We start from the raw sequence: 19,919 nt of genomic DNA, 5'->3' as shown, positions 1-19,919 counted from the left end.
CTCCATTTCAGCAACGGTCGGGGAGGGCTCGGAACCGGTCACAGCCGGGCGCTCACGGCTCGGGCGGCCTGGCGGGCCGAGAACAGGCAGCCACCCAGGAAGGTGCCCTCCAGCGCGCGGTAGCCGTGCATGCCGCCGCCGCCGAAACCGGCGGCCTCGCCCGCGGCGTACAGGCCGGGAACCGGTGAGCCGGAGGCGTCGAGCACGCGTCCGTCCAGGTCGGTGTGCAGATCGACCAGGACGACCGAGCGCCCGGCCGCGGCCAGCTCGGCGGTGGCGACGAGCCCGGCCAGCCCGGCCCCGACGACGATGACATCGGCGTTCATGCGCTCTCCTCGGGGTGGTGCACGGCGTCCGGGGCCTCGCCGGCGATCGAGCCCGGGACCAGGTGGCGCGGGTTTCCGGCCAGGGCGGCGACCAGTTCGTGAGCGCCGAGCAGGCCGGCGTCCCGGCGGGCCTCGGCGGTCTGGCCGGCCATGTGCGAATAGACCGTGATGCCCGGGACCCGGCGCAGAGGGCTGTCGGACGGCAGCGGCTCGATGTCCACGACGTCCAGGACGGCCCCGGCGATCTGCCCGGACCGGACGGCCTCCACGAGCGCGGCCTCGTTCACGATCGGGCCGCGCGCGGTGTTGATCAGATGGGCGGTCGGCTTCATCCGGGCCAGCGCGGCCGCGTCGATCAGGTTGCGCGTTCGCTCGGAGAGCGCCGTGTGCACGGACACGAAGTCGGAGGCGCGCAGCAACTCGTCCAGGTCGCCGTCGAGGACGGTCATCCCGAACGCCTCGGCCAGCGGCCGTACCCGTTGCGCGACCGCGCCCCGCCCGATGATGCCCAGCGTCTTGCCGCGAAGCTCGGATCCGTCGCGCCGCGGCCAGTCACCGGCGGCCACGCCCGCCGCCAGGGCGACCAGATTGCGCGCTTGAGCCAGCATGAGCGCGATCGTGTATTCGGCCACCGCGTTGGCGTTGACCCCGGGCAGGTTGCTCACGCTGATGCCGAGCCGGGCCGCCGCGGCCACGTCGACCGAGTCGTAGCCCACGCCCGTACGGACGACGGCGCGCAACGAACGCGCACGTTCGAGCACCGGTTCGCTCAGGGGCTCGTTGCCGATGAGCGCGCCCTCGACCCCGTCCAGCAGCGGTACCAGATCGGAAGCGGAGCGGGGCCCGCGCAAGGGGGAGTGCCGGGTCGTGAAGCCCGCCCGGGTCAGATAGGTGTCCACCTCGTCGCCCGGCTCGAGATAGTCGGTGGTGATGAGAACGGTCGGCATCGGGGCCCTTCGTTCGGGAGTCGGCCGGGCGGACAGCGTCTACTTCAAGATGGGGGTGTCGGCGCGGCGCTGGAGGCGGCCGAGCCGGACGACGACGAGGATGGCCAGGACGGCCAGCACGGCGATGTCGAGCAGCATGGGTTTCCAGCCGGTCAGGTCGACCACTCCGCCGACCAGTGCGGGCCCGCCGAAGCCGCCCAGATACCAGGTGACGGCGTACAGGCCGGTGTAGGTGCCGAGGACCCGGCTCGAGGGGGCCAGGTTCCACAGGACGACGGCCGCGTTGATCAGGAAACCGGCCGCGCCGACCGCGGCCACGCAGAAGACGATGACCGTGGCCGTGGCGGTCTGCACGACGGCTCCGGCGGCCATCGCGGCGGCGAAGACGGCCATGCCCGCGCCCATCGTCCTGAGGCGGCCGAAGCGTTCGGCCAGCAGCGCGGCCGGATAGGCGGCGATGACATAGGCGATCCCACTCGGCAGGGTCAGGCCGCCGGCCTCGCCCCGGGTCAGACCCAGAGCTTCCATCCCGTACGGGGTGATTAGTGACCGGGAAGCGAACCATGCCCCGCCGAACAGCATGACCGTGAGCAGCAGAAGCAGCCGGCGGCGGTCGCGGTCGGTCACCAGGTCGGTGACGATCTCGCGGAACGGCGCCCGGGGCGAGCCGTCGGCCACCGCGGCGAGATAGGCGGGCGAGCGGTTGTCCCGCACCTTCACCACGACGACGGCCGTGACCAGCAGCAGGATCACCGACGGGATGGCGAACGCCGCGCGCGGATGGTCGTCGACGACGAGCAGGCTGATCAGCGAGGCCACGATGATGGTCAGCGCCGCCGCGATCTTGACGATGGCGTTGGCCCGGCTGCGCCGCTCGGGCGGGATGAAGTCGGGGACCAGCGACTCGGCCAGCGGGCGCATGGTGTTGGCGACCAGCGCGTAGCCGACCATCACGGCGATCAGCATGGCCGCCGACGTGGTCCAGGGCAGGAACACGAACAGGAGCGCGGCCAGCGGCATGCCGGCCGCGAGGTAGGGGATGCGCCGGCCCCACCGGGTGCGGGTGTTGTCGGAGCGGTTGCCGATCCAGGGCTGGATGAAGATCCCGAGCAGGTTGTCCATGCCCATCAGCGCGCCGACCAGGGCCGCGCTGGCCACGTGCTCACGCAGCAGGACGGGCACCTGGTTGTCGTAGAAGTTCCACGTCGACTCCTGCGCGAACAGCGTCAGGGCGATGAAGAAGGTGATCTTCCGATAGGAGGGTTGCGCCGCGTCGACGCGGTTCATTTCGGCCATGTCGCCTCCGTGTGTCCGCGGTCACGTTAATTTGCTGTAGCAAAACAGTCAACAGTTGCAAACGAAGTTAGGCACAGCATGCGCTAGAGTGCCGTCCATGACTGCCACGGAGACGCTCGCCGATCAGGCGTACCGTCATGTCCGCACCGCCATCGCCACCGGGGATCTCGCGCCGGGGCAAAAGGTGACCGAGCGCGGCATGGCCGAGCGGCTCGCGATCAGCCCCACCCCCGTACGGGAAGCACTGCGCCGTCTGGAACTCGACGGGCTGATCGAGCGGATCGGCCCGCGCACGGTGCTGGTGGCCGCGATCCGCGACGCCGCGATCGACGACCTGGCCGAGGTCGAGGTCGGCCTGCGCGGCCTGGTCGCCCGGTTCGCCGCCCGGCACGCCACCCCGGGCCAGCTCGACGCCCTCGACGCTATCCTCGACCGCGCCGACGACCTACTGATTCTGCTCAAGGAGCGCCGCCGGCAGGAGCAGCCGACCGAACGGCATCTGACCGAGCTGCTCGACACGATGCAGGAGTTCAACGACACCGTGAGCGCCTGCGCGCACAACCCGGTGCTGGTGCGCATGCTCGAGCAGAGCCGGGTGTTCAGCCGCCCCCGCCGCCGCGAGCTCCTGCTGCGCAAAGTGGCCGATGACGATACGTTCGGGCTGGAGAGATACACCAGCCACCGCGCCCTGGTCCGCGCCTTCCGGGCCGGCGACTCCGCGGCCGCCGAACGCATCGCGCTCGATGACGCCCAGGGCGGGCTCGCCGCTTTGAGGGAGGCCCCGTGACCACCCATCGCATCGCCGTCATCCCCGGCGACGGCATCGGCCGGGAAGTCGTGCCGGCCGGGGTCGAGGCGCTCCGCGCGACCGCGGACCGGTTCGGCCTCACTCTCGAGTTCGACGTCTTCGACTTCGCCAGCGCCGACTACTGGCAGCGGCACGGCACGATGCTCCCGCCCGACTGGGAGCCGACCCTGCGGGCGTACGACGCCATCTTCTTCGGCGCGGTCGGCTGGCCCGAGATCGTCCCCGACCACATCTCGCTGTGGGGCAGCCTCCTGCAGTTCCGCCGCACCTTCGACCAGTACGTCAACCTGCGCCCCTGCCGCCTGATGCCCGGAGTCCGCAGCCCCCTGGCCGGCCGCGAACCCGGCGACATCGACTTCGTCGTGGTGCGCGAGAACACCGAGGGCGAATATTCGAGCATCGGCGGCCGCATCTTCGAGGGCACCGACCGCGAGACCGTGCTGCAGGAGACGGTGATGACCCGGGTCGGCGTCGACCGCGTGCTGCGGTTCGCCTTCGAGCAGGCCGCCCGCCGCCCGAAGCGGCACCTGACCTCGGCCACCAAGAGCAACGGCATCAGCATCTCGATGCCCTATTGGGACGAGCGGGTCGCCGCGATGAAAGAGCAGTTCCCCGCCGTACGGGTGGACAAGTTCCACATCGACGCCCTGGCCGCCCAGTTCGTGCTGCACCCCGAGTGGTTCGACGTGGTGGTGGCCAGCAACCTGTTCGGCGACATCCTGTCCGACCTCGGCCCGGCCTGCACCGGCACGCTCGGCATCGCCCCCAGCGCCAACATCAATCCCGACCGGAGCTCCCCGAGCCTGTTCGAGCCGGTGCACGGCTCGGCACCGGACATCGCCGGCCGGGGCATCGCCAACCCGGTCGGGCAGATCTGGTGCGGCTCGATGATGCTCGAGCACCTCGGCCACCCCGAGGCGGCCGCCCACCTGCTCGGCGCCATCGAGGACGTGCTGGCGTACGGGCCGGCCGAGGCGCCGCTCACCCCCGATCTGCAGGGGCGGGGCACCACGGCCGAACTGGGCGAGGCCATCGTCACCCGCGTCCGCGAACGCTGACGACCGGCTCCTGGCGTGCCGGCCGGATCGCATACAGCTGCTCGAAAGCGGCCACCGTGCGCACCTCGTCGTGCTGCTCGGCCACGGCCCGGGCCCGGCGCCCCATCTCCTTCACCAGCTTCGGGTCGCACAGGAGCTTGACGAGCCGGTCGGCCAGCGTCTCGCTGTCGCCCGGCGGGAACAGATATCCGGTCTCGCCGTCGCACACCAGGTGGGGCAGGGCCGCGGCGTCGGCCCCGACCACCGGCCGCCCGCTGGCCATCGCCTCCAGCGTGACCAGGCTCTGCAGCTCGGCGGTGCCGGCGTTGACGAAGACCGTGGTGGCGGCGTACGCGGAAGGAAGGTCGGAATCGGCGACGAAACCGGTGAACGTCACGTGATCGGCCACGCCGAGCTGCCGGGCCAGCAGGGTCAGCGTTCGCCGCTCGGCCCCCGCGCCCACGATCAGCAGCTGGGCGTCGAGGCTGCGGCGCACGGCCGCGAACGCCCGGACGACCACGTCGAGGTTCTTCTCGGCGTCGAGCCGGCCCACGTACGTGATGGTGGGCTTGTCCGGCACGCCGTAGCGCAGCCGGAACTCGCCTGCCGTGGCCCCCTCGCGGAACCGGGTCAGATCGATGCCGTTGGACAGCGGGAGAACCGGCCCGGTCACCCCGGCCACGGTGGCCAGAGCGGCCGCGTACGGGGTCGGGGCGGTGACGATGTCGGCCCGGGCGAAGACCCGGGCGGCGTCGCGCCACGCCCACTCGTGCACGGTGGCGCGGCCGCCGGCGCCGATCGGCAGGTAGTGCACCAGGTTCTCGGGCATGAAGTGATTGGTCGCCACGACCAGGATGCCGCGCTCGGCGGCCGCGTCGATCAGCGCCCGGCACAGCGGGAAGTGGCTCTGCACGTGCACCACGTCCGGCCGCACCTCGTCGAGGATCCGCCGGGCCTCGGACCGCAGGCCCAGCGGCGGGCAGAACCGGAAACCGGGATGGCCGGGCACGGCCAGCGAGCGGACCCGGTGCTCGACGATGCCGTCACGGGTCATGCCGGTGAAGCCACGCGACCGGGTCGACGGCGCGGCCACGTGCACCTCGTGCCGGGCGCTCAGCGCCACGGCCAGGCGCTGGGCGAAGTACGACGCTCCGTTGACGTGAGGGGAGTAGGTGTCGGTGCCGAGGAGGATGCGCATGTCGTTGCTGCCTTCCTGAAGGGGGTTCGCGTCATGCCGAGCAACTGCATGCCGAGAACAATCGGGGGAAGGCTGGGCGCCGGGCGTCCGTCCGCGGAGCCCTTCGGGGTAGCTCCGTGGTAGGGGGCCCGATGGCTCCCCGGCGGGACGCGTGGCGAAGATCCGATGGGTAACGTCGCCGGCGTGGACGCAGACATGCAGCGAGCCCGGCCGGTGCGGCGGATGTGGGTGGTCATCGTCGGCGCCGCGGCCGGCTTCCTGCTGGTCGTCACGTCGCTGCTGATGACCTCGATCTACGAGGTGCCGCTGCTGGTCTCGTACGCCGCCGCCACCGCCCAGTGCGTGGCCCTGCCCCTCGCCCTGCGGCAGCCCTGGCTCGCCCTCGCGCTGCAGCTGGCCGGGGTGGGCACGTTCGCCTGGGTGCAGCCCGAGAACCAGGGCCTGTGGCCGCTGTCGTTCCCGGTGATGATCCTGCTCATCGCCCACATCGGGCTGATCGGCGCGACCCGGCCCTGGCGCGACGCCGTCATCGCGTGGTGGGCCAGCGCGCTCGTGTGCATCGTGCTGGTGCTGGCCGACCCGCGCGGGCGGGCGCTCGACGACGGCGACGGCTCCCTGATCCTGTACGCGACCACGTCGGTGCTGGTGCTGTTCGGCATGATCGCGTGGAACCAGCGCGACGCCGCCCGCCGGCAGCTGGCCGAGGTGCGGCGCGACGTCGAGCTCGAGCAGGCGCAGCGGGCCCTGGTCGAGGAACGCAACCGGATCGCCCGCGAGCTGCACGACGTCGTGGCCCACAGCATGTCGGTCATCCACATGCAGGCCACCTCGGCGGCGTACCGGATCAAGGATCTGGACCCGGAGTCGCGGGCCGAGTTCGGCCGGATCGCCACCGGCACCCGCCGGGCGCTGCGCGAGATGCGGCAGCTGCTGGCCCTGCTGCGCGACGAGGACGCCGACAACGAGCTGCGCCCGATGCCCGACCTCGAGCACCTGGAGGAACTGGCCGGCTCGGCCCGGCGCGGCGGCATCCCGGTCGAGCTGGCCGTGTCGGGCGACCTGACCGGCGCCGACCTGCCCGATACGGTGGGACTGGCCGCGTACCGGATCGTGCAGGAATCCCTGAGCAACGTCGTGCGGCACGCCCCGGGAGCGCCGGCGCGGGTGTCCGTGACGACCACCGACGGCGCCCTGGTCGTGGTCGTCGAGAACGACCTGCCGACCCGGGTGCCGCAGGCGATCGAGGACGGTCACGGCGCGAGCCACGGCCTGGTCGGCATGCGCGAGCGGGCCCGGCTCGCCGGCGGCTCGGTCGAGACCGGCGCCCGTCCCGAGGGCGGCTACCGCGTCACTGCCCGTTTTCCGCTGACTCTCCCCGAGGATGGCACCGAATGATCCGGGTTCTCGTCGTCGACGACCAGCCGATGATCCGCGCCGGCATCCACGCGATCCTCGAATCGCAGGCCGACCTGACCGTGGTCGGCGAGGCCGCGAACGGGCGGGCGGCCGTCGACCGGACCCGCAGCCTGCGCCCCGACGTCGTGCTGATGGACGTGCGCATGCCCGAGCTCGACGGGCTGGCCGCGACCCGCGAGATCCTGGCCGCGCCGGGACATTCGCCCAAGGTGCTGATGCTGACCACGTTCGACATCGACGACTACGTGTACGAGGCGTTGCGGGCCGGGGCGAGCGGCTTCCTGCTCAAGGACAGCGAGCCGGAGGAGCTGATGCGGGCCGTCCGGGTGGTGGCCGGCAGCGAGGCGCTGCTGTCCCCGCGGATCACCCGCCGCCTGATCGAGAACTTCGTCGAGGCCCAGCCGGTGGCCCCGTCCACGGCCCTGAACGCGCTGACCGACCGGGAACGCGAGGTGCTGCGGCACGTGGCGACGGGCATGTCCAACGCGGAGATCGCCAAGGAGCTGTTCATCGCCGAGCAGACCATCAAGACGCACGTGAGCCGGATCCTGCACAAGCTGAACCTGCGCGACCGTGTGCACGCGGTGGTCTTCGGCTACGAGAACGGGCTGGTCAGTCCGGGCCGCCGGTGATCGGCAGGGCCGTGCAGTGCACGTCGGCCCGGTCCACCACCATGTCCTCCGGCGAGGGATAGCGCCGGTGCAGCGCGGCCAGGGCATGCTCGTACGCCAGCGGGCTGTACGGCGTGTCCCGCATGCGCGTCACCGAGGACCGTACGGCCGCGGCGAACTCCTCCGGCCAGCGGACCCGGTGCAGCGCCTTGACGATGTTCGTGTCCCGGTCGACCAGCACGATCTGCACGGTCGCGTCGTCGTCGACGCTGGGCAGGCCCTCGTCCGGCTCGAACAGATGCGGCGTGTAGGTCGCCTCCGACCACGACAGCACCGGCCCGAGCCGATAGAGCAGAACCCCGGCGTGCTCGCTGTCGACCCAGGCGAACTGCGTCGGCTCGGCCGCCACGGCCTGAACCTCGAGCTCGTGCGGATGGCTCAGGAACAGCATCAGCTGCACCGGCTCACCGGCGAACATCGTCAGCGCGGCCCCCTCGGGCCACGCCACGTCCGGATCGAGCTGGCTACCCACCTCGACGATCAAATGCACGTGGTCAGACTAACGGCGAAACGGGCATTCGGGGCGAGGTTGGCTCGGGCATCGATCTTTAAGTTTTCCTCAGAAATGGTGCGTTGCCGGACGAGGGGGCGCAGAGTCTCCTGGGCGCTCCCACCGGCGCGCTGTTCACCGATCGATGAGGACCACCCCCTTGCGTACGCGCCACCGCCGGCCCACCCGCACCCGCACCCGCACTCTCGTCCTGGCCACCGTTGCCCTCGGTGTGCTCGGGGCGGGCGCGGCCGGGATCGCCTCGGCCCAGACCACCAAGAGCAGCGGCAATCGTCACCAAGCGGCCCCCACCCGTACGGTGGCCGCTGCTCCCATGCTGGGCCAGGCGACCCGGCTGACCGACGCCCGCCGTCCCCGTCCGCGCCCCACGCGGCCGACGACGCCGCCGCCGGTCACGACCGCGCCCACCACCGCCCCCACGGCCACTCCGACGACCGTCGCCCCCACGACGACGCCGCCGCCGGTGACCACCGCGCCCACCACGCCGCCGGCCACCACGGCGCCGGCGACGACCCCGCCGGTCACGACCCCGCCCGCCGGAGATTCCGTGATCGACCAGGCGCTGGCCCACATCAACGCCGCCCGCACCGCCGCCGGCCTGACCCCGTACGTGCTGGATGCCAACCTGACCCGGGCGGCCGAGGCGCACACCGCGCTCATGGTGGGCGGCTGCGGCCTCTCGCACCAGTGCCCGGGCGAGGCCGGGCTGGGCGAGCGTTTCACCGCGGCCGGCGTCAAGTGGAACTCGGCCGGCGAGAACATCGGCCAGGGCAACGCCTCCACCAGCGCGGCGTCGATTCTGGCGGCCGCCAACGGCCTGACCGACCTGATGCTGGCCGAGGTGCCGCCGAACGACGGCCACCGCAAGAACCTGCTCAACCCCGGCTTCAAGCGCATCGGCCTGGCCGTCACCCGCGGCGCCGACGGCCGGGTGTGGCTGACCCAGGACTTCGCGAACTGAGCAACGCCGGAGCGGGCCCGGGGCGGCTGCCCCGGGCCCGCTTTCAGCAGAAGCGCGGCAGGTGCTTGATCAGTTGGGCGCGCCAGGACGGCCAGTCGTGCGGGGTGTCGGTTCCCCACATGTCGAGCTCGTGCTTGATGCCCTTCTCGCGCAGCAGATGGGCCATCCGCGGCGTCGACGCGAGCGCGCCCGTGGTGTCCTCCCACCGGCCCTGACCGCAGACCAGCAGGATCGACAGCCGCTCGCGAAGCCAGTCGAGGTGGTCGCCGTGCAGGTGGGCCACGTAGTCGGCCGGGTTGTGGAAATAGACCGCGTCGCCGCGCTCGCCCCACGCGTTCCACGTGCCCGGGTCGTAGTTGCCGGAAAAACACAGCGCCAGCGGGAACAGGTCGGCGTGGCGGAACGCGAGGTTGAGGGCGTGGTAGGCGCCGAGTGAGCAACCGGCCACGGCGATCTCCGCGTCATGCCCGCTGTCCTGGCGGATGTGCGGCACCACCTGGTCGAGGATCCACGACTCGTACGCGCCGTGGTTGACCGCCCGTTCCTCGATCGGCAGGTGGTGGGCCGACCAGGTGTTCTCGTCGAACGAGTCGACGCAGTACAGCTTGACCCGGCCGGCCTCGATTAGGCTGTCGATCTCGCCGACCATCCCGTTGTCGCCCCACTCCCAGGCGTCGCCCTTCTCGGTCGGGAAGACCAGCAGCGGGCGGCCCCAGTGCCCGTAGACGGCGACTGTCCCGTGCTCCAGATGAACCGAGTAGTGGCGCATGAAAAACCAGTCTGCCGTCATACGCGCCCGCACACCACCGCGGGGCCTTACGGGACTGCCTGGCCGCGGCGCCGCCCTCGGCTTCGACCGTCTAGCCGCGGGGCCGCCCTTGGCTTCGACCGTCTGGCCGCGGCGTTAATGCGGCCACAGCTCCGGATCGGCCCATGCCCCGGTGATCGCGAGGTCGGCGTTCTGCCCGCGCAGGCGCGCGAACCGCAAGGCCAGACGCTGCAGCCGTACGGTCATCGGAATCTGATCTAGCAGCGGCGACCCGGTTTCCACGGTCGACCGCCATGTCGCCACCGGCAGGCGCTCGAGCCGCGCCGCGTGACGCAGCCCGTTGGTCAGCTCGTCCGGCTGCAGCACCAGCAGAGTGTCGGCCGGCGTGTACGGCACGGCCGCCCCGTGCAGCAGCCGGTCCGGGTCGAAGCCCTCGCACAGCATCCGCGCGCCCTCGCGGATCTTCAGGGCGCCCTCCCGGGCCGTGACCGCCCACGGCCCCGGACCGACGATCCCCATCGCGCGCGCCGGCATCGGCACGTCGTCGTCCCCGCCCGGGATCGCCGAGGCGGCCACCCGTACGGCCTCCGGACCGCCACCCGGCGCCCCGAGATGATGGGCGAGCTGGGCCAGCACCACGAGCGCGGCCGTGTAGCTCACCGTGTAGGTCTCGGACGTCTCGGCCACCGGAGTCCGCACCGCCTCGGGCCAGTCCACCTCGGGCCCGGTCACCGACACCACGGGCACGCCTGCCTCCAGCAACAGCGACCGGCTGCGCCGCGCGTGCTCCGTCCGTCCGGTGTGGGTGATCACGATCGCCGCGTCGCCCGCGCGCAGCAGTTCCGGTTCGAGCGCGTTGGCCGCGATCCACCGGGCGTCCACGCCACCGCGCCCGAACTCGGCCGCCCCCAGCTCGGCAGCGTGCAGGCTGGTCCCCGTGCCGACCAGCCACAGCCGCCGCGCACCCCCCAGCGCGGCCGCGGCCGCCTCGGTCGGCGCCGGATCGGCAAGGCTCGCGAGAACCTCCGGCTGAGCCGCGATCATGCGTTCGAGCTGCGAGGTCATGTCCGCTCCCCGTGGTAGGCCAGTAGCACCGTCAGCATGTGGGTGAACTGCTCGCGCTGCGCCGCCGTCAGCGGGGCCAGCACCTCGTCCTGAACGCCGGCGAGGATCCGGTCGAGCCGGGCCAGCTGACGCCGGCCCGCCGGCGTGAGCGCCACCAGGTTGCGGCGGCGGTCGGCCGGATCGGGCTCCCGCGACACCTGACCCCGGCCGGCGAGCTCGTTGATCACGGAGACCACGTCGCTGCGGTAGATACGCGTGCGATCGCTGAGCTGCGCCTGGCTGGCCGGGCCGAACTCGTCCAGCGTGGCCAGCACGGCGTAGTGCCACTTGCGCGCGTCGGCCCGGGCCAGCTCCTCATGCACCCGCTTGTCCGAGTGCATGGCCGCCAGCGACAGCAAACGAGTCGGCAGGCTGCGCAAACGCCCGGCGCCGGTGTTCTCCACGGGCGGCAGCCTATCACTTGCGTTAGTGGGACTAACTATCTAGCGTTAGTGCGACTAATGATGGGAGTGGTGGACATGACCTCGATTCCGTTCGGGCCGCAGCTGATCGGCCGCACCGAGAAGGCCCTGAACGCCCTGCTCGACCGGGCCCTCACCGGGACTGGACTCACCGAGCCGCAGTGGGTTTCGCTTACGTTGACTGTGGCCTCTGAGGGTGGGCTCGGGCCGTCCGAACTGGCCGGGCGCATCGCCGGGGCCCTGCGCGTCAGCGTCGCGGTCGCGCGTGGGCATCTGGTCGCCCTGGCCGGGGACGGCCTGGTCTTCACCACCGCTGACCTCACGGTGGCGCCGACCGATCGTGGCCTCGAGGTGTGGCAGGCGGTGCGGGCCGACATTGCTCGAATTACCGAGGCCCTGTGGGGTGACCTCCCCGACCCGGACCGCGACGTGGTCGCCCGGGTCCTCAACACCGTCCTGAACCGGGCGGATGTCGCCTTGAACGCCGCGTGACTCGTCCCTGTGTCGCTGCCTCGTTTCCGGCGGCGTGTTCAGGGGGCGGTCGTGGGTGTCTGAGCTCGGCCGCCGTTGTGACTACAGCCGGCGCTGGGCCTGCTGTCGGTCGATGCCGTCTCTCGCATCGCTGTCCGGGCTCCGGCGGTACCTTCCGGCGCAGGGCGCAGGGCGCAGGGCGCAGGGCGCAGGCGCCGGGGGCGGCGGGGGCAGCGGGGGCAGGGCGCTGCGCTTCGCGCAGCACGGTGACGGGATCTGTCTCCGTGCCGCCGACACCGTCTCCAGCAGGCGTTCCGGCGCAGAGGCAGAGTCCGAAGTTTGCGCCGATTCTGGCACCGATCCCGCCGCGCCCGCTCGCACGCTGTGGACAACTCCGCGATGTGGATAACCCCGATCCCGGCTTGACGGCGGCGTAACGTCAGCCCCAAATCCCAGGGTGGGTGGGGGAGGCGGTGGCTGCTCCCGGGCGTGTCCGATCCGTCGGCGTGTCGGGGGAGTGGTGGGCGGGTATTGATGGTCGTGGCTGGTGGTGGTGGCCCGTTACGATGCGCCGATGACGACGGTGGCCACGCGCGGCAACGCCCCGACCTCGAACCGGCCGGGGGTTCTGACCCTGGTCGGCGTGCAGTACGGCTTTGCTGTTCTCTACGGCGCCTGCCTGTGCTTCGCTCTTGCGCGCGCCGCCGAGTTGGCCGGGCACTGGCACGTTCCGGCCCAGGGTGACGGGGTCACGGCCGGGGCCGACTGGTCGTGGGCTCTGCCGGTCGGGATGCTTCTGCAGATGGCGCCGGTGGTCGCCGGTCTTGGTCTGTTCGTGTCGATGATGGCGTTCCTGCTTGGTTACACCGAGGGCCGCCGTCAGGCATATGGCCTGATCGGCGGCACTGTGGCGACGCTGCTGGTGCTGATCGTCTCGCTGACGCCGACCGCTCAGTCGGTCAGTGGCTGGCTGCTCGACTGACCGAGGCGTGGCCAGTCGCCGGGGATCAAGCCCTCCGCGCGGACAGAGCCAGCACGCGTGGAGCGGCCGCGTGGCGTGGCTGGCAGCGTGGGGCGGCCGCCTGGGGGACGCGGCCGTGGGACGGCCGAGTGGCGGGGCTGGCGTCGGACGGCCGAGTGGCGGGGCTGGCGTCGGACGGCCGAGTGGCGGGGCCGGCGTGGGACCGCCGAGTGCGCGGCGGTTGCGGCGCCACGCGACGACCAGCGCCGCGATCAGCACGACCCGCCGGTGCAGCACGGCCCGCAGCAGCGAGCCGTGGCGGCCGTGGGACCGCCGAGTGCCGTGGCGGCCGGTGGGCGGCCGAGTGGCGGGGGCGGCCGTGGGACGGCCACGTGGAGCAGCCCCGTGGGCACGTCGTGGCCAGCCGCGTGCGCAAACGAGTCCCGGATTGCGGCGGCGCTCGACCGGATAGGTGATCAGACGCGCAGGCGCGCACGTCGGACAACGGCGCCACCACATCCGCGTCCGACGGCTGACAAGTCGGCACCCGGCAGCGGACTGAGCCTCTGTTATCGCTAACAAAGCACGGAGATAGTACGAGCGCACCCCCACGCGCACAAGACACCTAAGCCAGATTTGGGAGCGCTCCCAAGATCTGGACGTATTGATTGACGTCGTTCTAAGGCCGTGGCTAACCTGCGCCGGACGTGTTTCGTGCGTGTTTCCCCCGATGCGGATTGAGGGACCCCCCATGGCTCATCTCCTCAGGCGACGCCGCCTTCATGCGGTTTTTGCCGGCCTCATAGCCCTGCTGACGCTGGCCGGCCTCTGGACCGCTACCGCGGCCGGCGCCGCGGCGGCGGGGTGCAAGGTCGTCTATACCGTGGGCGGGCAGTGGGGCGGCGGCTTCACGGCGAACGTGGCCATCACGAACCTCGGCGACGCGATCAACGGCTGGCGCCTGGCCTGGACGTTTCCCGCGGCGGGGCAGAGCGTCACCCAGGCCTGGAACGCGACTGTCACGGCGAACGGCGCCGACGTCACCGCGTCCAATGCAAGCTACAACGGCTCGCTGGCCACCAATGCGACGGTGAGCTTCGGCTTCAACGGCGCCTGGAACGGCAGCAACCCGGTCCCGCCGAGCTTTGCCCTCAACGGCGTGACCTGCACCGGAACGCCGACAACGAGCGGGCCGCCCACGACCACGACACCGAACCCGCCGGCGGGGAACGCGGCCGAGACGGTCGCCGCGATGCAGCCGGGCTGGAACCTCGGCAACTCGCTCGACGCGACCGGCGCCGACGAGACCAGCTGGGGCAACCCGCGCGTCACCGAGGCGCTGCTGGAGGGGGTCAAGGCGCAGGGCTTCAAGAGCATCCGCATCCCGGTCACGTGGGGCCAGCACCAGGGCGGCGCCCCGGACTACGCGATCGAGGCCGCCTATCTGGCCAGAGTCAAGGAGGTCGTCGACTGGGCGCTGGCCGACGGGTTCTACGTGATGATCAACGTGCACCACGACTCGTGGCAGTGGCTCAACTCGATGCCTGGAGCCAAGTCCCGGTACGACGCCACCTGGACGCAGATCGCCGCGGCGTTCCGTGACCACTCCAGCAAGCTCGTCTTCGAAAGTGTCAACGAGCCGCAGTTCAGCGACGAGGGGCAGAGCGAGACCTACCTGGACCAGCTCAACACCTCGTTCCACGGCATCGTGCGCGGCAGCGGCGGCGGCAACGCGAACCGGCTGCTCGTCCTGCCGACCCTGCACACCTCGGCCGACCAGACCCACCTGGACGCGCTGTCCGGCACGATCGCGAAGCTGAACGACAAGAACATCGCGGTGACCGTGCACTACTACGGATACTGGCCGTTCAGCGTCAACATCGCGGGCACCACCACGTTCGACACCACCACGCAGGCCGACCTCGTGGGCTATCTCGACCGTGCGGCGGCCGCGTTCACGGCCAGGGGCATCCCGGTCATCCTGGGCGAGTTCGGCCTGCTCGGCTTCGACCGTTCGCTGGACGCCGTCGAACAGGGCGAGAAGCTCAAGTTCTTCGAGTACCTCGGCTACTACGCCCGCCAGAAGAACATCACCACGATGCTCTGGGACAACGGCCAGCACTTCGACCGGAACACGCTGACCTGGAAGGACCCCGAGCTGTACGCCCAGACCAGGTCGAGCTGGACGACACGTTCGGGCACGGCGTCGACCGATCAGGTCTTCCTGGCCAAGTCGTCGGCGCTCACCGACCGGACCATCGCGCTCAACCCCAACGGCACGACGTTCACCGCGCTCAAGTTCAACAACGCCGATCTCGTACGGGGAACCGACTACACGCTGACCGGCAACGAGCTCACCTTGAAGGCGGCCCTGCTGACCAGGCTGGCCGGCGCGCGTGACTACGGCGTCAACGCCAAGCTCTCGGCCACGTTCAGCGCCGGCGTCCCGTGGCGGATCAACCTCATCTCGTACGACACCCCGTCCGCGGCCGCCGCGACCGGAACGACGTCGGCGTTCGCCATCCCGGTCACGTTCCGCGGTGACCGGCTGGCCACGATGGAGGCCAAGTACGCCGACGGCACCATCGCCGGGCCGCAGAACTGGACGTCGTTCAAGGAGTTCGCGTACACGTTCCGGCCCGACTACCCGGCCGGCACGGTCGCCCTGACCCCGGAGTTCTTCGCCGAGGTCAACGACGGCGCGAAGGTGACGCTCACCCTGCACTTCTGGAGCGGCGCCAAGCTGACGTACTACGTGACCAGGTCGGGAAGCTCGGTCACTGGTGCGACCTCGTAAGAGGCTCCTGAGCCGGCCTCCGGGGCCGGCTGCGGGACACGGCCACGCCGGCGAGGCACAGCGCCCCGCCGGCCAGAGCCAGCAGGCCCGGCACCTCGTCGAGGATCAGCCACGACAACAGGATCACGACGACCGGGACCGCGTACGTGGTCGAGCCCATCTTGCCCGCGGTCGTGCGGGCCAGAGCGTACGCCCAGGTCGTGAAGGCCACCGCCGTCGGGAAGACACCCAGGTAGACCACGTTGAGCGTGGCCGAGACGGGAGCGTCGGCGAGGTCGTGCACGAGCTGACCGGCGAACGGGAGGCACGCGACCGCCCCGATCAGGCAGCCGAACGTGGTGGCCTGCAGGGCGGACGCGTGCCGCAGGGCCGGCTTCTGGGCGACCACCCCGGAGGCGTACGTGACCGCGGCGACCAGGCAGAGCAACACCCCGAGCACGGACGCGCGGCCGCCGCCGGACATCGAGACGCCGACCACGACCGTCCCGGCGAACGACACCGCGATGCCGGCCAGCAGCCGCGGCGGAAATCCCTCGTCGAGCAGCCAGCCGGCGAGCAGCGCCATCAGCGCCGGGCCGACGTTCACCACCATCGCGGCGGTGCCCGCGTCGACCAGCTCCTCACCCCAGTTCAGCGCCACCATGTACAGCCCGAACCACAGCACGCCGGAGACGACGATGCCGGGCCACGCGGCCCGCGGCGGAAGACCCTGACGGCGTACGGCCAAAAACAGCAACAGCACCACTGAGCCGGACAGAAGCCGGCCGAGCGCGAGCGAGCCGGGCGAGAAATGCGGGGCCGCGGCCCGGATCCCGACGAACGCGGAAGCCCAGAGCACGACCGTGACGGAGGCGGCGGCGACGGCCGCGCCCGGCACACGGGGAGAAGTCATAGCGCCATCCCACCCCGGCGATCGTTCGGTCGCCAGCGAAAAAACTCCCGGAGGTAAGCGATGAAACGTCGAATAGCTTGGTCGGTCGCCTGTTTGATGGCGGCGTTCGCTGTTATGGCGGTCCTGCGCCCCGCGTACGCCGCGGTCGGCTGCCGCGTCACCTATGCGGTGACCAATCAGTGGTCCGGGGGCTTCGGCGCCTCGGTCACTGTCGCGAACCTGGGCGACGCCCTCAACGGGTGGACGCTGACGTTCGCGTTCCCGGATCAGGGTCAGAAGGTCCTGCAGGGCTGGAACGGCACCTGGGCGCAGAGCGGCGCCGCCGTCAGCGTGACCAGCGCGAGCTGGAACGGTGGAGTCGCCGCCGGGGGATCCCTCAGCCTCGGATTCAACGGCTCGTTCACCTCGGCCAACCCGCTGCCGGCCGCGTTCTCGCTCAACGGGACGGCCTGCACGGGCGCCGCGCCGACGACCCCTGCGACTACGCCACCGTCGACTGCCCCGCCCACGACGCCGCCCACGACACCGCCGGCTGGTAACGCCTGGAATCCGCCGTCCCAGCTCGTGGCCCCGCTGGCCGCCGTCTGGACGCATCAGGAGCAGACCTACAGCAATGGCAACCTGTACGGGTTCAAGAACTACGGCTGGGATCAGCTCTTCGCCGCGGGCGGGGCGATCAACTACTGCGTCCGCTGGGATTCCGCCGCCCACGTGACCGTCGCCCAGCGGGATTCGATCCACGCTGCCCTGCAGCGGCAGTACCAGAAGTGGATGGACCAGATGCTCGACAACGGGCAGGGCTGGAACAACTGGCCGTACCAGCAGGTGCCGGTCAAGGTCGTCGGCTGGGCCGTCCGCGACCGCGCGCAGCTCGAGTGGACTGACACCTCGGTCGACATCACCGTCGGCAACCTCAACGAGAACGCCCCACAGTGCGCCCCCGCCTGCGCCCGCTTCTTCCACCAGGACGGCAACTACGGCGGCTGCCCCGGCGGCGCGTCCCGCCACTACGACCACTCGCTGTGGCTGACCGCGGGCTTCAGCGGCGGCGCGGGCGGCGACTGGGGTCAGCGGGTCGGCTCGGAGTACTTCCTGAGCAACGTCGGCGCCTCGAACATGCACATCTTCCTGCACGAGCTGGGCCACACGTACGGCCTGGACGACTTCTACGACTGGGACCCGACACCCGGGCAGGGCTTCATCATGAAGGCCGGATCGGCCACCCAGATCACCGAGTTCGACAAGTGGATGTTCCGTGACTGGTGGCGCCACCTCAAGAGCCGCTACGGCCGCTAGGTTCAGGCGTCGGCGAAGGTGCGCCGGTCGCGACGGCGACCGGCCGCCTTGGCCGCGTACATCGCGGTGTCGGCCTCGTGCAGCAGCACGTCCAGCGACCGGTCGCCGCCGGCCGTGGCTACGCCGATGCTGGCGCCCACGGTCACCTCCACACCGCGGATGACCATGGGCTCGGTGAGCGCGGCTCGGATCCGGGTGGCCGCGTCGTCGCCATCGGGACCGGCCAGCACCAGGGCGAACTCGTCGCCGCCGATCCGGGACACCAGGTCCTCCGGGCGGACGGCCGACATCAGGCGGCGGGCCACGGTCACCAGCACCTCGTCGCCGGCCGCGTGGCCGAGACGGTCGTTGACGGGCTTGAAGCCGTCGAGGTCGATCAGCAGCACCGTGCTCGGCGAACGGACCAGGTCGGCGCCGAGCGTGTGGAAGGCGGCCCGGTTGCGCAGACCGGTCAGCGGGTCGTGGTGGGCCTGGTGGGACAGTTCGACGGCGAGCCGGCCGACGATCGCCACGGTCACGAACTGGCGTACGAGCACGAGCGTGAAGGTGGCGAGCAGCACCCACACCAGGACCGGCCCGAGCGAACCGTGGCGCAGCTGCTCGGCCGCGCCGGCGGCGACGGCGAGCAGGAAGGGAACGTACGGGAGGAAGGCCCATCCGCCGGTGAAGTGCCGCGCGGCGCCGGACGGCTCGGTGCGGGGCGTCTCCAGGCGGCTGGCGATCAGGGCGAGACCGGCCGCGAGCAGATAGCCGGCCCCGGCGCCGTGCGCGTGCCACGGGTGGCCGGCGACGTCGTTGTGCAGGCCGATCATGGCCACCGCGGCCAGGAACACCGAGGCCGCGCCGAGCGTGCGCGGGGCGTATCCCGTACGGCCGGGAAGGTTCTGCGACATGGTGACCAGCGCCACCGAGGCCGCGAGCACCTCGAAGGCCGTGAGGGTGGCGGCGAAGACCGAGGCGAAGCCGTCGTTGGCCGGGTCGAGCACGAGCAGCCAGGCCAGCGCGAACACGGCGCCGGAGACTGCGGCGATGTCGAGCAGCGAGCGGAAGCGGTGCGCGCCCGGTGTCCGCGGGGCGTGCAGATAGACGCCGAGTGGCAGCAGGAAGGCTGCGACCAGGGCGACCAGGTTGCCGGCGGCGTAGACGGCCGGGCCGCCGGCGATCTCGTCGGCCAGGAACAGCAGGTTCGCGAGGGCCCAGCTGAAGCCGGCGAGCGCGCCCACCCGCACCGACCAGCGGGCCCGGCCGGTCTCGTGGCGGATGCGGCGCCGATAGAAGTGCCCGGCCGCCCCGGCGATGATCGCCAGGATGGCGTCGGCCAGGCCCCGTCCGAAACTGATCGGCAGCCACAGGAGCAGCACCTGGAAGGCGACGGCGAGGATCGCCACCGCCGCCAGCTGTGCGCGCAGTGGCTTGGTCACAGCCGTAACTACGGCCGGTCGGGCTCACTACTGAGCGGTTCGTCGTAGCGCTCGTACACCGCCGCCCGGGCGCCTTCCGGGTCGAGGCGGTGCAGGATCGCGTCGGCGATGCCGGCCAGTTGCTCGATCTGCGCGGGGCTCAGAGCATCAATGACGTTTTCCCGTACGGTCGTCACGTGGCCCGGCGCGGCCTCCTGCACCTTCTTCCAGCCCTGTTCGGTGAGCCGCGCGTTGGTGGCGCGCTTGTCCTCGGGGCAGGGGAAACGCTCGAGCAGGCCGCGCGTCTCGAGCCGCTGCACGACGTGGGACAGCCGGGCCAGCGTCGCCGTCGTGTGCTCGGCCAGCGCCGTCATTCGCAGCGTGCGCCCGGGCGCCTCGGAGAGCATGGCCAGCACGAAGTAGTCGAAGTGCGTCAACTGCGCGTCCCGCCGGAGTTGGGAGTCCAGGGCGGCCGGCAGAAGTTCGAGCACGGCGGCCAGGCGCACCCAGGCCGCCTTCTGCTGGTTGTCGAGCCATCGGGTGTCCACGCTCACAAGTGTCTCATGGCGTTAGTTGTTGCTACAACCTCCGATCCATGCAATAGTTGTAGCAACAACCAAACAGGCTCTGGAGGAA

The 19,919-nt window shown here is 71.2% G+C and carries 20 protein-coding genes; 9 read left to right on the top strand and 11 right to left on the bottom strand.

The genetic code is table 11. From position 1 onward, the window contains the following. Positions 1 to 38 precede the first annotated feature (38 nt). The 3 genes from ACZ3I4_RS31835 to ACZ3I4_RS31825 are packed head-to-tail and all read right to left on the bottom strand — an operon-like array spanning position 39 to position 2,569. The gene (locus ACZ3I4_RS31835) at positions 39 to 326 is read right to left on the bottom strand and encodes an FAD-binding protein (protein WP_465385742.1); all 288 of its coding nucleotides are present in this window, start codon (positions 324 to 326) and stop codon (positions 39 to 41) included. Next, a complete protein-coding gene (locus tag ACZ3I4_RS31830; protein ID WP_465385741.1) occupies positions 323 to 1,273 on the bottom strand; it encodes an NAD(P)-dependent oxidoreductase in 951 nt (316 codons plus the stop codon). Before ACZ3I4_RS31830 ends, ACZ3I4_RS31835 begins: the two co-directional genes overlap by 4 nt. Before the next feature lie 39 nt (positions 1,274 to 1,312). After that, positions 1,313 to 2,569, bottom strand: coding sequence for an MFS transporter (locus tag ACZ3I4_RS31825; RefSeq protein WP_465385740.1), 1,257 nt, complete (start codon positions 2,567 to 2,569; stop codon positions 1,313 to 1,315). A gap of 97 nt (positions 2,570 to 2,666) precedes the next feature. On the opposite strand from ACZ3I4_RS31825, the gene ACZ3I4_RS31820 reads away from it, so the two are divergent. Both ACZ3I4_RS31820 and ACZ3I4_RS31815 read left to right on the top strand, forming a co-directional pair. After that, positions 2,667 to 3,356, top strand: a complete 690-nt coding sequence (locus ACZ3I4_RS31820) for a GntR family transcriptional regulator (protein ID WP_465385739.1) — start codon at positions 2,667 to 2,669, stop codon at positions 3,354 to 3,356. After that, entirely contained in the window at positions 3,353 to 4,435 is a 1,083-nt protein-coding gene (locus ACZ3I4_RS31815) for a tartrate dehydrogenase (RefSeq protein ID WP_465385738.1), read from the top strand. Before ACZ3I4_RS31820 ends, ACZ3I4_RS31815 begins: the two co-directional genes overlap by 4 nt. On the opposite strand, the gene ACZ3I4_RS31810 is transcribed toward ACZ3I4_RS31815, so the two are convergent. Further along, on the bottom strand, positions 4,413 to 5,612 hold the full coding sequence (locus tag ACZ3I4_RS31810; RefSeq protein ID WP_465385737.1) for a glycosyltransferase: 1,200 nt from the start codon (positions 5,610 to 5,612) through the stop codon (positions 4,413 to 4,415). The genes ACZ3I4_RS31815 and ACZ3I4_RS31810 overlap by 23 nt on opposite strands. Before the next feature lie 183 nt (positions 5,613 to 5,795). Here ACZ3I4_RS31810 and ACZ3I4_RS31805 point away from each other — a divergent pair, with 183 nt between their 5' ends. Both ACZ3I4_RS31805 and ACZ3I4_RS31800 read left to right on the top strand, forming a co-directional pair. Beyond that, entirely contained in the window at positions 5,796 to 7,007 is a 1,212-nt protein-coding gene (locus ACZ3I4_RS31805; RefSeq protein WP_465385736.1) for a sensor histidine kinase, read from the top strand. Continuing rightward, the gene (locus ACZ3I4_RS31800; RefSeq protein WP_465385735.1) at positions 7,004 to 7,660 is read left to right on the top strand and encodes a response regulator; all 657 of its coding nucleotides are present in this window, start codon (positions 7,004 to 7,006) and stop codon (positions 7,658 to 7,660) included. Before ACZ3I4_RS31805 ends, ACZ3I4_RS31800 begins: the two co-directional genes overlap by 4 nt. On the opposite strand, the gene ACZ3I4_RS31795 is transcribed toward ACZ3I4_RS31800, so the two are convergent. Continuing rightward, a complete protein-coding gene (locus ACZ3I4_RS31795; RefSeq protein WP_465385734.1) occupies positions 7,641 to 8,189 on the bottom strand; it encodes a hypothetical protein in 549 nt (182 codons plus the stop codon). The two genes, ACZ3I4_RS31800 and ACZ3I4_RS31795, sit on opposite strands and share 20 nt — an antisense overlap. Before the next feature lie 145 nt (positions 8,190 to 8,334). Here ACZ3I4_RS31795 and ACZ3I4_RS31790 point away from each other — a divergent pair, with 145 nt between their 5' ends. Then, positions 8,335 to 9,171: a CAP domain-containing protein gene (locus tag ACZ3I4_RS31790; protein WP_465385733.1), complete on the top strand. Its 837-nt coding sequence runs from the start codon at positions 8,335 to 8,337 to the stop codon at positions 9,169 to 9,171. 43 nt (positions 9,172 to 9,214) lie between these two features. Here the strand turns inward: ACZ3I4_RS31790 and ACZ3I4_RS31785 are convergent, their stop codons facing one another. From ACZ3I4_RS31785 to ACZ3I4_RS31775, 3 genes are all read right to left on the bottom strand, one after another. Then, positions 9,215 to 9,940 carry an esterase family protein gene (locus tag ACZ3I4_RS31785; RefSeq protein WP_465385732.1) on the bottom strand — a complete coding sequence of 242 codons (726 nt, stop codon included), beginning with the start codon at positions 9,938 to 9,940 and terminating at the stop codon, positions 9,215 to 9,217. 135 nt (positions 9,941 to 10,075) lie between these two features. After that, complete coding sequence (locus ACZ3I4_RS31780) at positions 10,076 to 11,005, bottom strand: SIS domain-containing protein (RefSeq protein WP_465385731.1); 930 nt, start codon at positions 11,003 to 11,005, stop codon at positions 10,076 to 10,078. Beyond that, positions 11,002 to 11,448 carry a MarR family winged helix-turn-helix transcriptional regulator gene (locus ACZ3I4_RS31775; protein ID WP_465385730.1) on the bottom strand — a complete coding sequence of 149 codons (447 nt, stop codon included), beginning with the start codon at positions 11,446 to 11,448 and terminating at the stop codon, positions 11,002 to 11,004. Before ACZ3I4_RS31775 ends, ACZ3I4_RS31780 begins: the two co-directional genes overlap by 4 nt. Positions 11,449 to 11,523: 75 nt before the next feature. Between ACZ3I4_RS31775 and ACZ3I4_RS31770 the strand changes: the two genes are divergently transcribed. The 3 genes from ACZ3I4_RS31770 to ACZ3I4_RS31760 all read left to right on the top strand — a co-directional run bounded on the left by ACZ3I4_RS31770 (position 11,524) and on the right by ACZ3I4_RS31760 (position 15,695). After that, on the top strand, positions 11,524 to 11,958 hold the full coding sequence (locus ACZ3I4_RS31770) for a MarR family winged helix-turn-helix transcriptional regulator (RefSeq protein ID WP_465385729.1): 435 nt from the start codon (positions 11,524 to 11,526) through the stop codon (positions 11,956 to 11,958). 553 nt (positions 11,959 to 12,511) lie between these two features. Continuing rightward, entirely contained in the window at positions 12,512 to 12,919 is a 408-nt protein-coding gene (locus tag ACZ3I4_RS31765) for a hypothetical protein (RefSeq protein ID WP_465385728.1), read from the top strand. Positions 12,920 to 13,649: 730 nt separating this feature from the next. Next, positions 13,650 to 15,695, top strand: coding sequence for a cellulase family glycosylhydrolase (locus ACZ3I4_RS31760; protein WP_465385727.1), 2,046 nt, complete (start codon positions 13,650 to 13,652; stop codon positions 15,693 to 15,695). On the opposite strand, the gene ACZ3I4_RS31755 is transcribed toward ACZ3I4_RS31760, so the two are convergent. After that, on the bottom strand, positions 15,676 to 16,587 hold the full coding sequence (locus tag ACZ3I4_RS31755) for a DMT family transporter (RefSeq protein ID WP_465385726.1): 912 nt from the start codon (positions 16,585 to 16,587) through the stop codon (positions 15,676 to 15,678). The genes ACZ3I4_RS31760 and ACZ3I4_RS31755 overlap by 20 nt on opposite strands. Positions 16,588 to 16,701: 114 nt before the next feature. On the opposite strand from ACZ3I4_RS31755, the gene ACZ3I4_RS31750 reads away from it, so the two are divergent. Continuing rightward, positions 16,702 to 17,883, top strand: a complete 1,182-nt coding sequence (locus ACZ3I4_RS31750; RefSeq protein ID WP_465385725.1) for a cellulose-binding domain-containing protein — start codon at positions 16,702 to 16,704, stop codon at positions 17,881 to 17,883. A 2-nt stretch (positions 17,884 to 17,885) separates the two neighbouring features. Here the strand turns inward: ACZ3I4_RS31750 and ACZ3I4_RS31745 are convergent, their stop codons facing one another. Together ACZ3I4_RS31745 and ACZ3I4_RS31740 are read right to left on the bottom strand one after the other, a co-directional pair. Next, the gene (locus tag ACZ3I4_RS31745; RefSeq protein ID WP_465385724.1) at positions 17,886 to 19,304 is read right to left on the bottom strand and encodes a diguanylate cyclase domain-containing protein; all 1,419 of its coding nucleotides are present in this window, start codon (positions 19,302 to 19,304) and stop codon (positions 17,886 to 17,888) included. 8 nt (positions 19,305 to 19,312) lie between these two features. Next, positions 19,313 to 19,831 carry a MarR family winged helix-turn-helix transcriptional regulator gene (locus ACZ3I4_RS31740; protein WP_465385723.1) on the bottom strand — a complete coding sequence of 173 codons (519 nt, stop codon included), beginning with the start codon at positions 19,829 to 19,831 and terminating at the stop codon, positions 19,313 to 19,315. Between the last annotated feature and the right edge of the window lie 88 nt (positions 19,832 to 19,919).

It is taken from the genome of Actinoplanes sp. NPDC021490, assembly GCF_055562135.1.
This window is presented reverse-complemented; position numbering and strand designations above follow the sequence as displayed.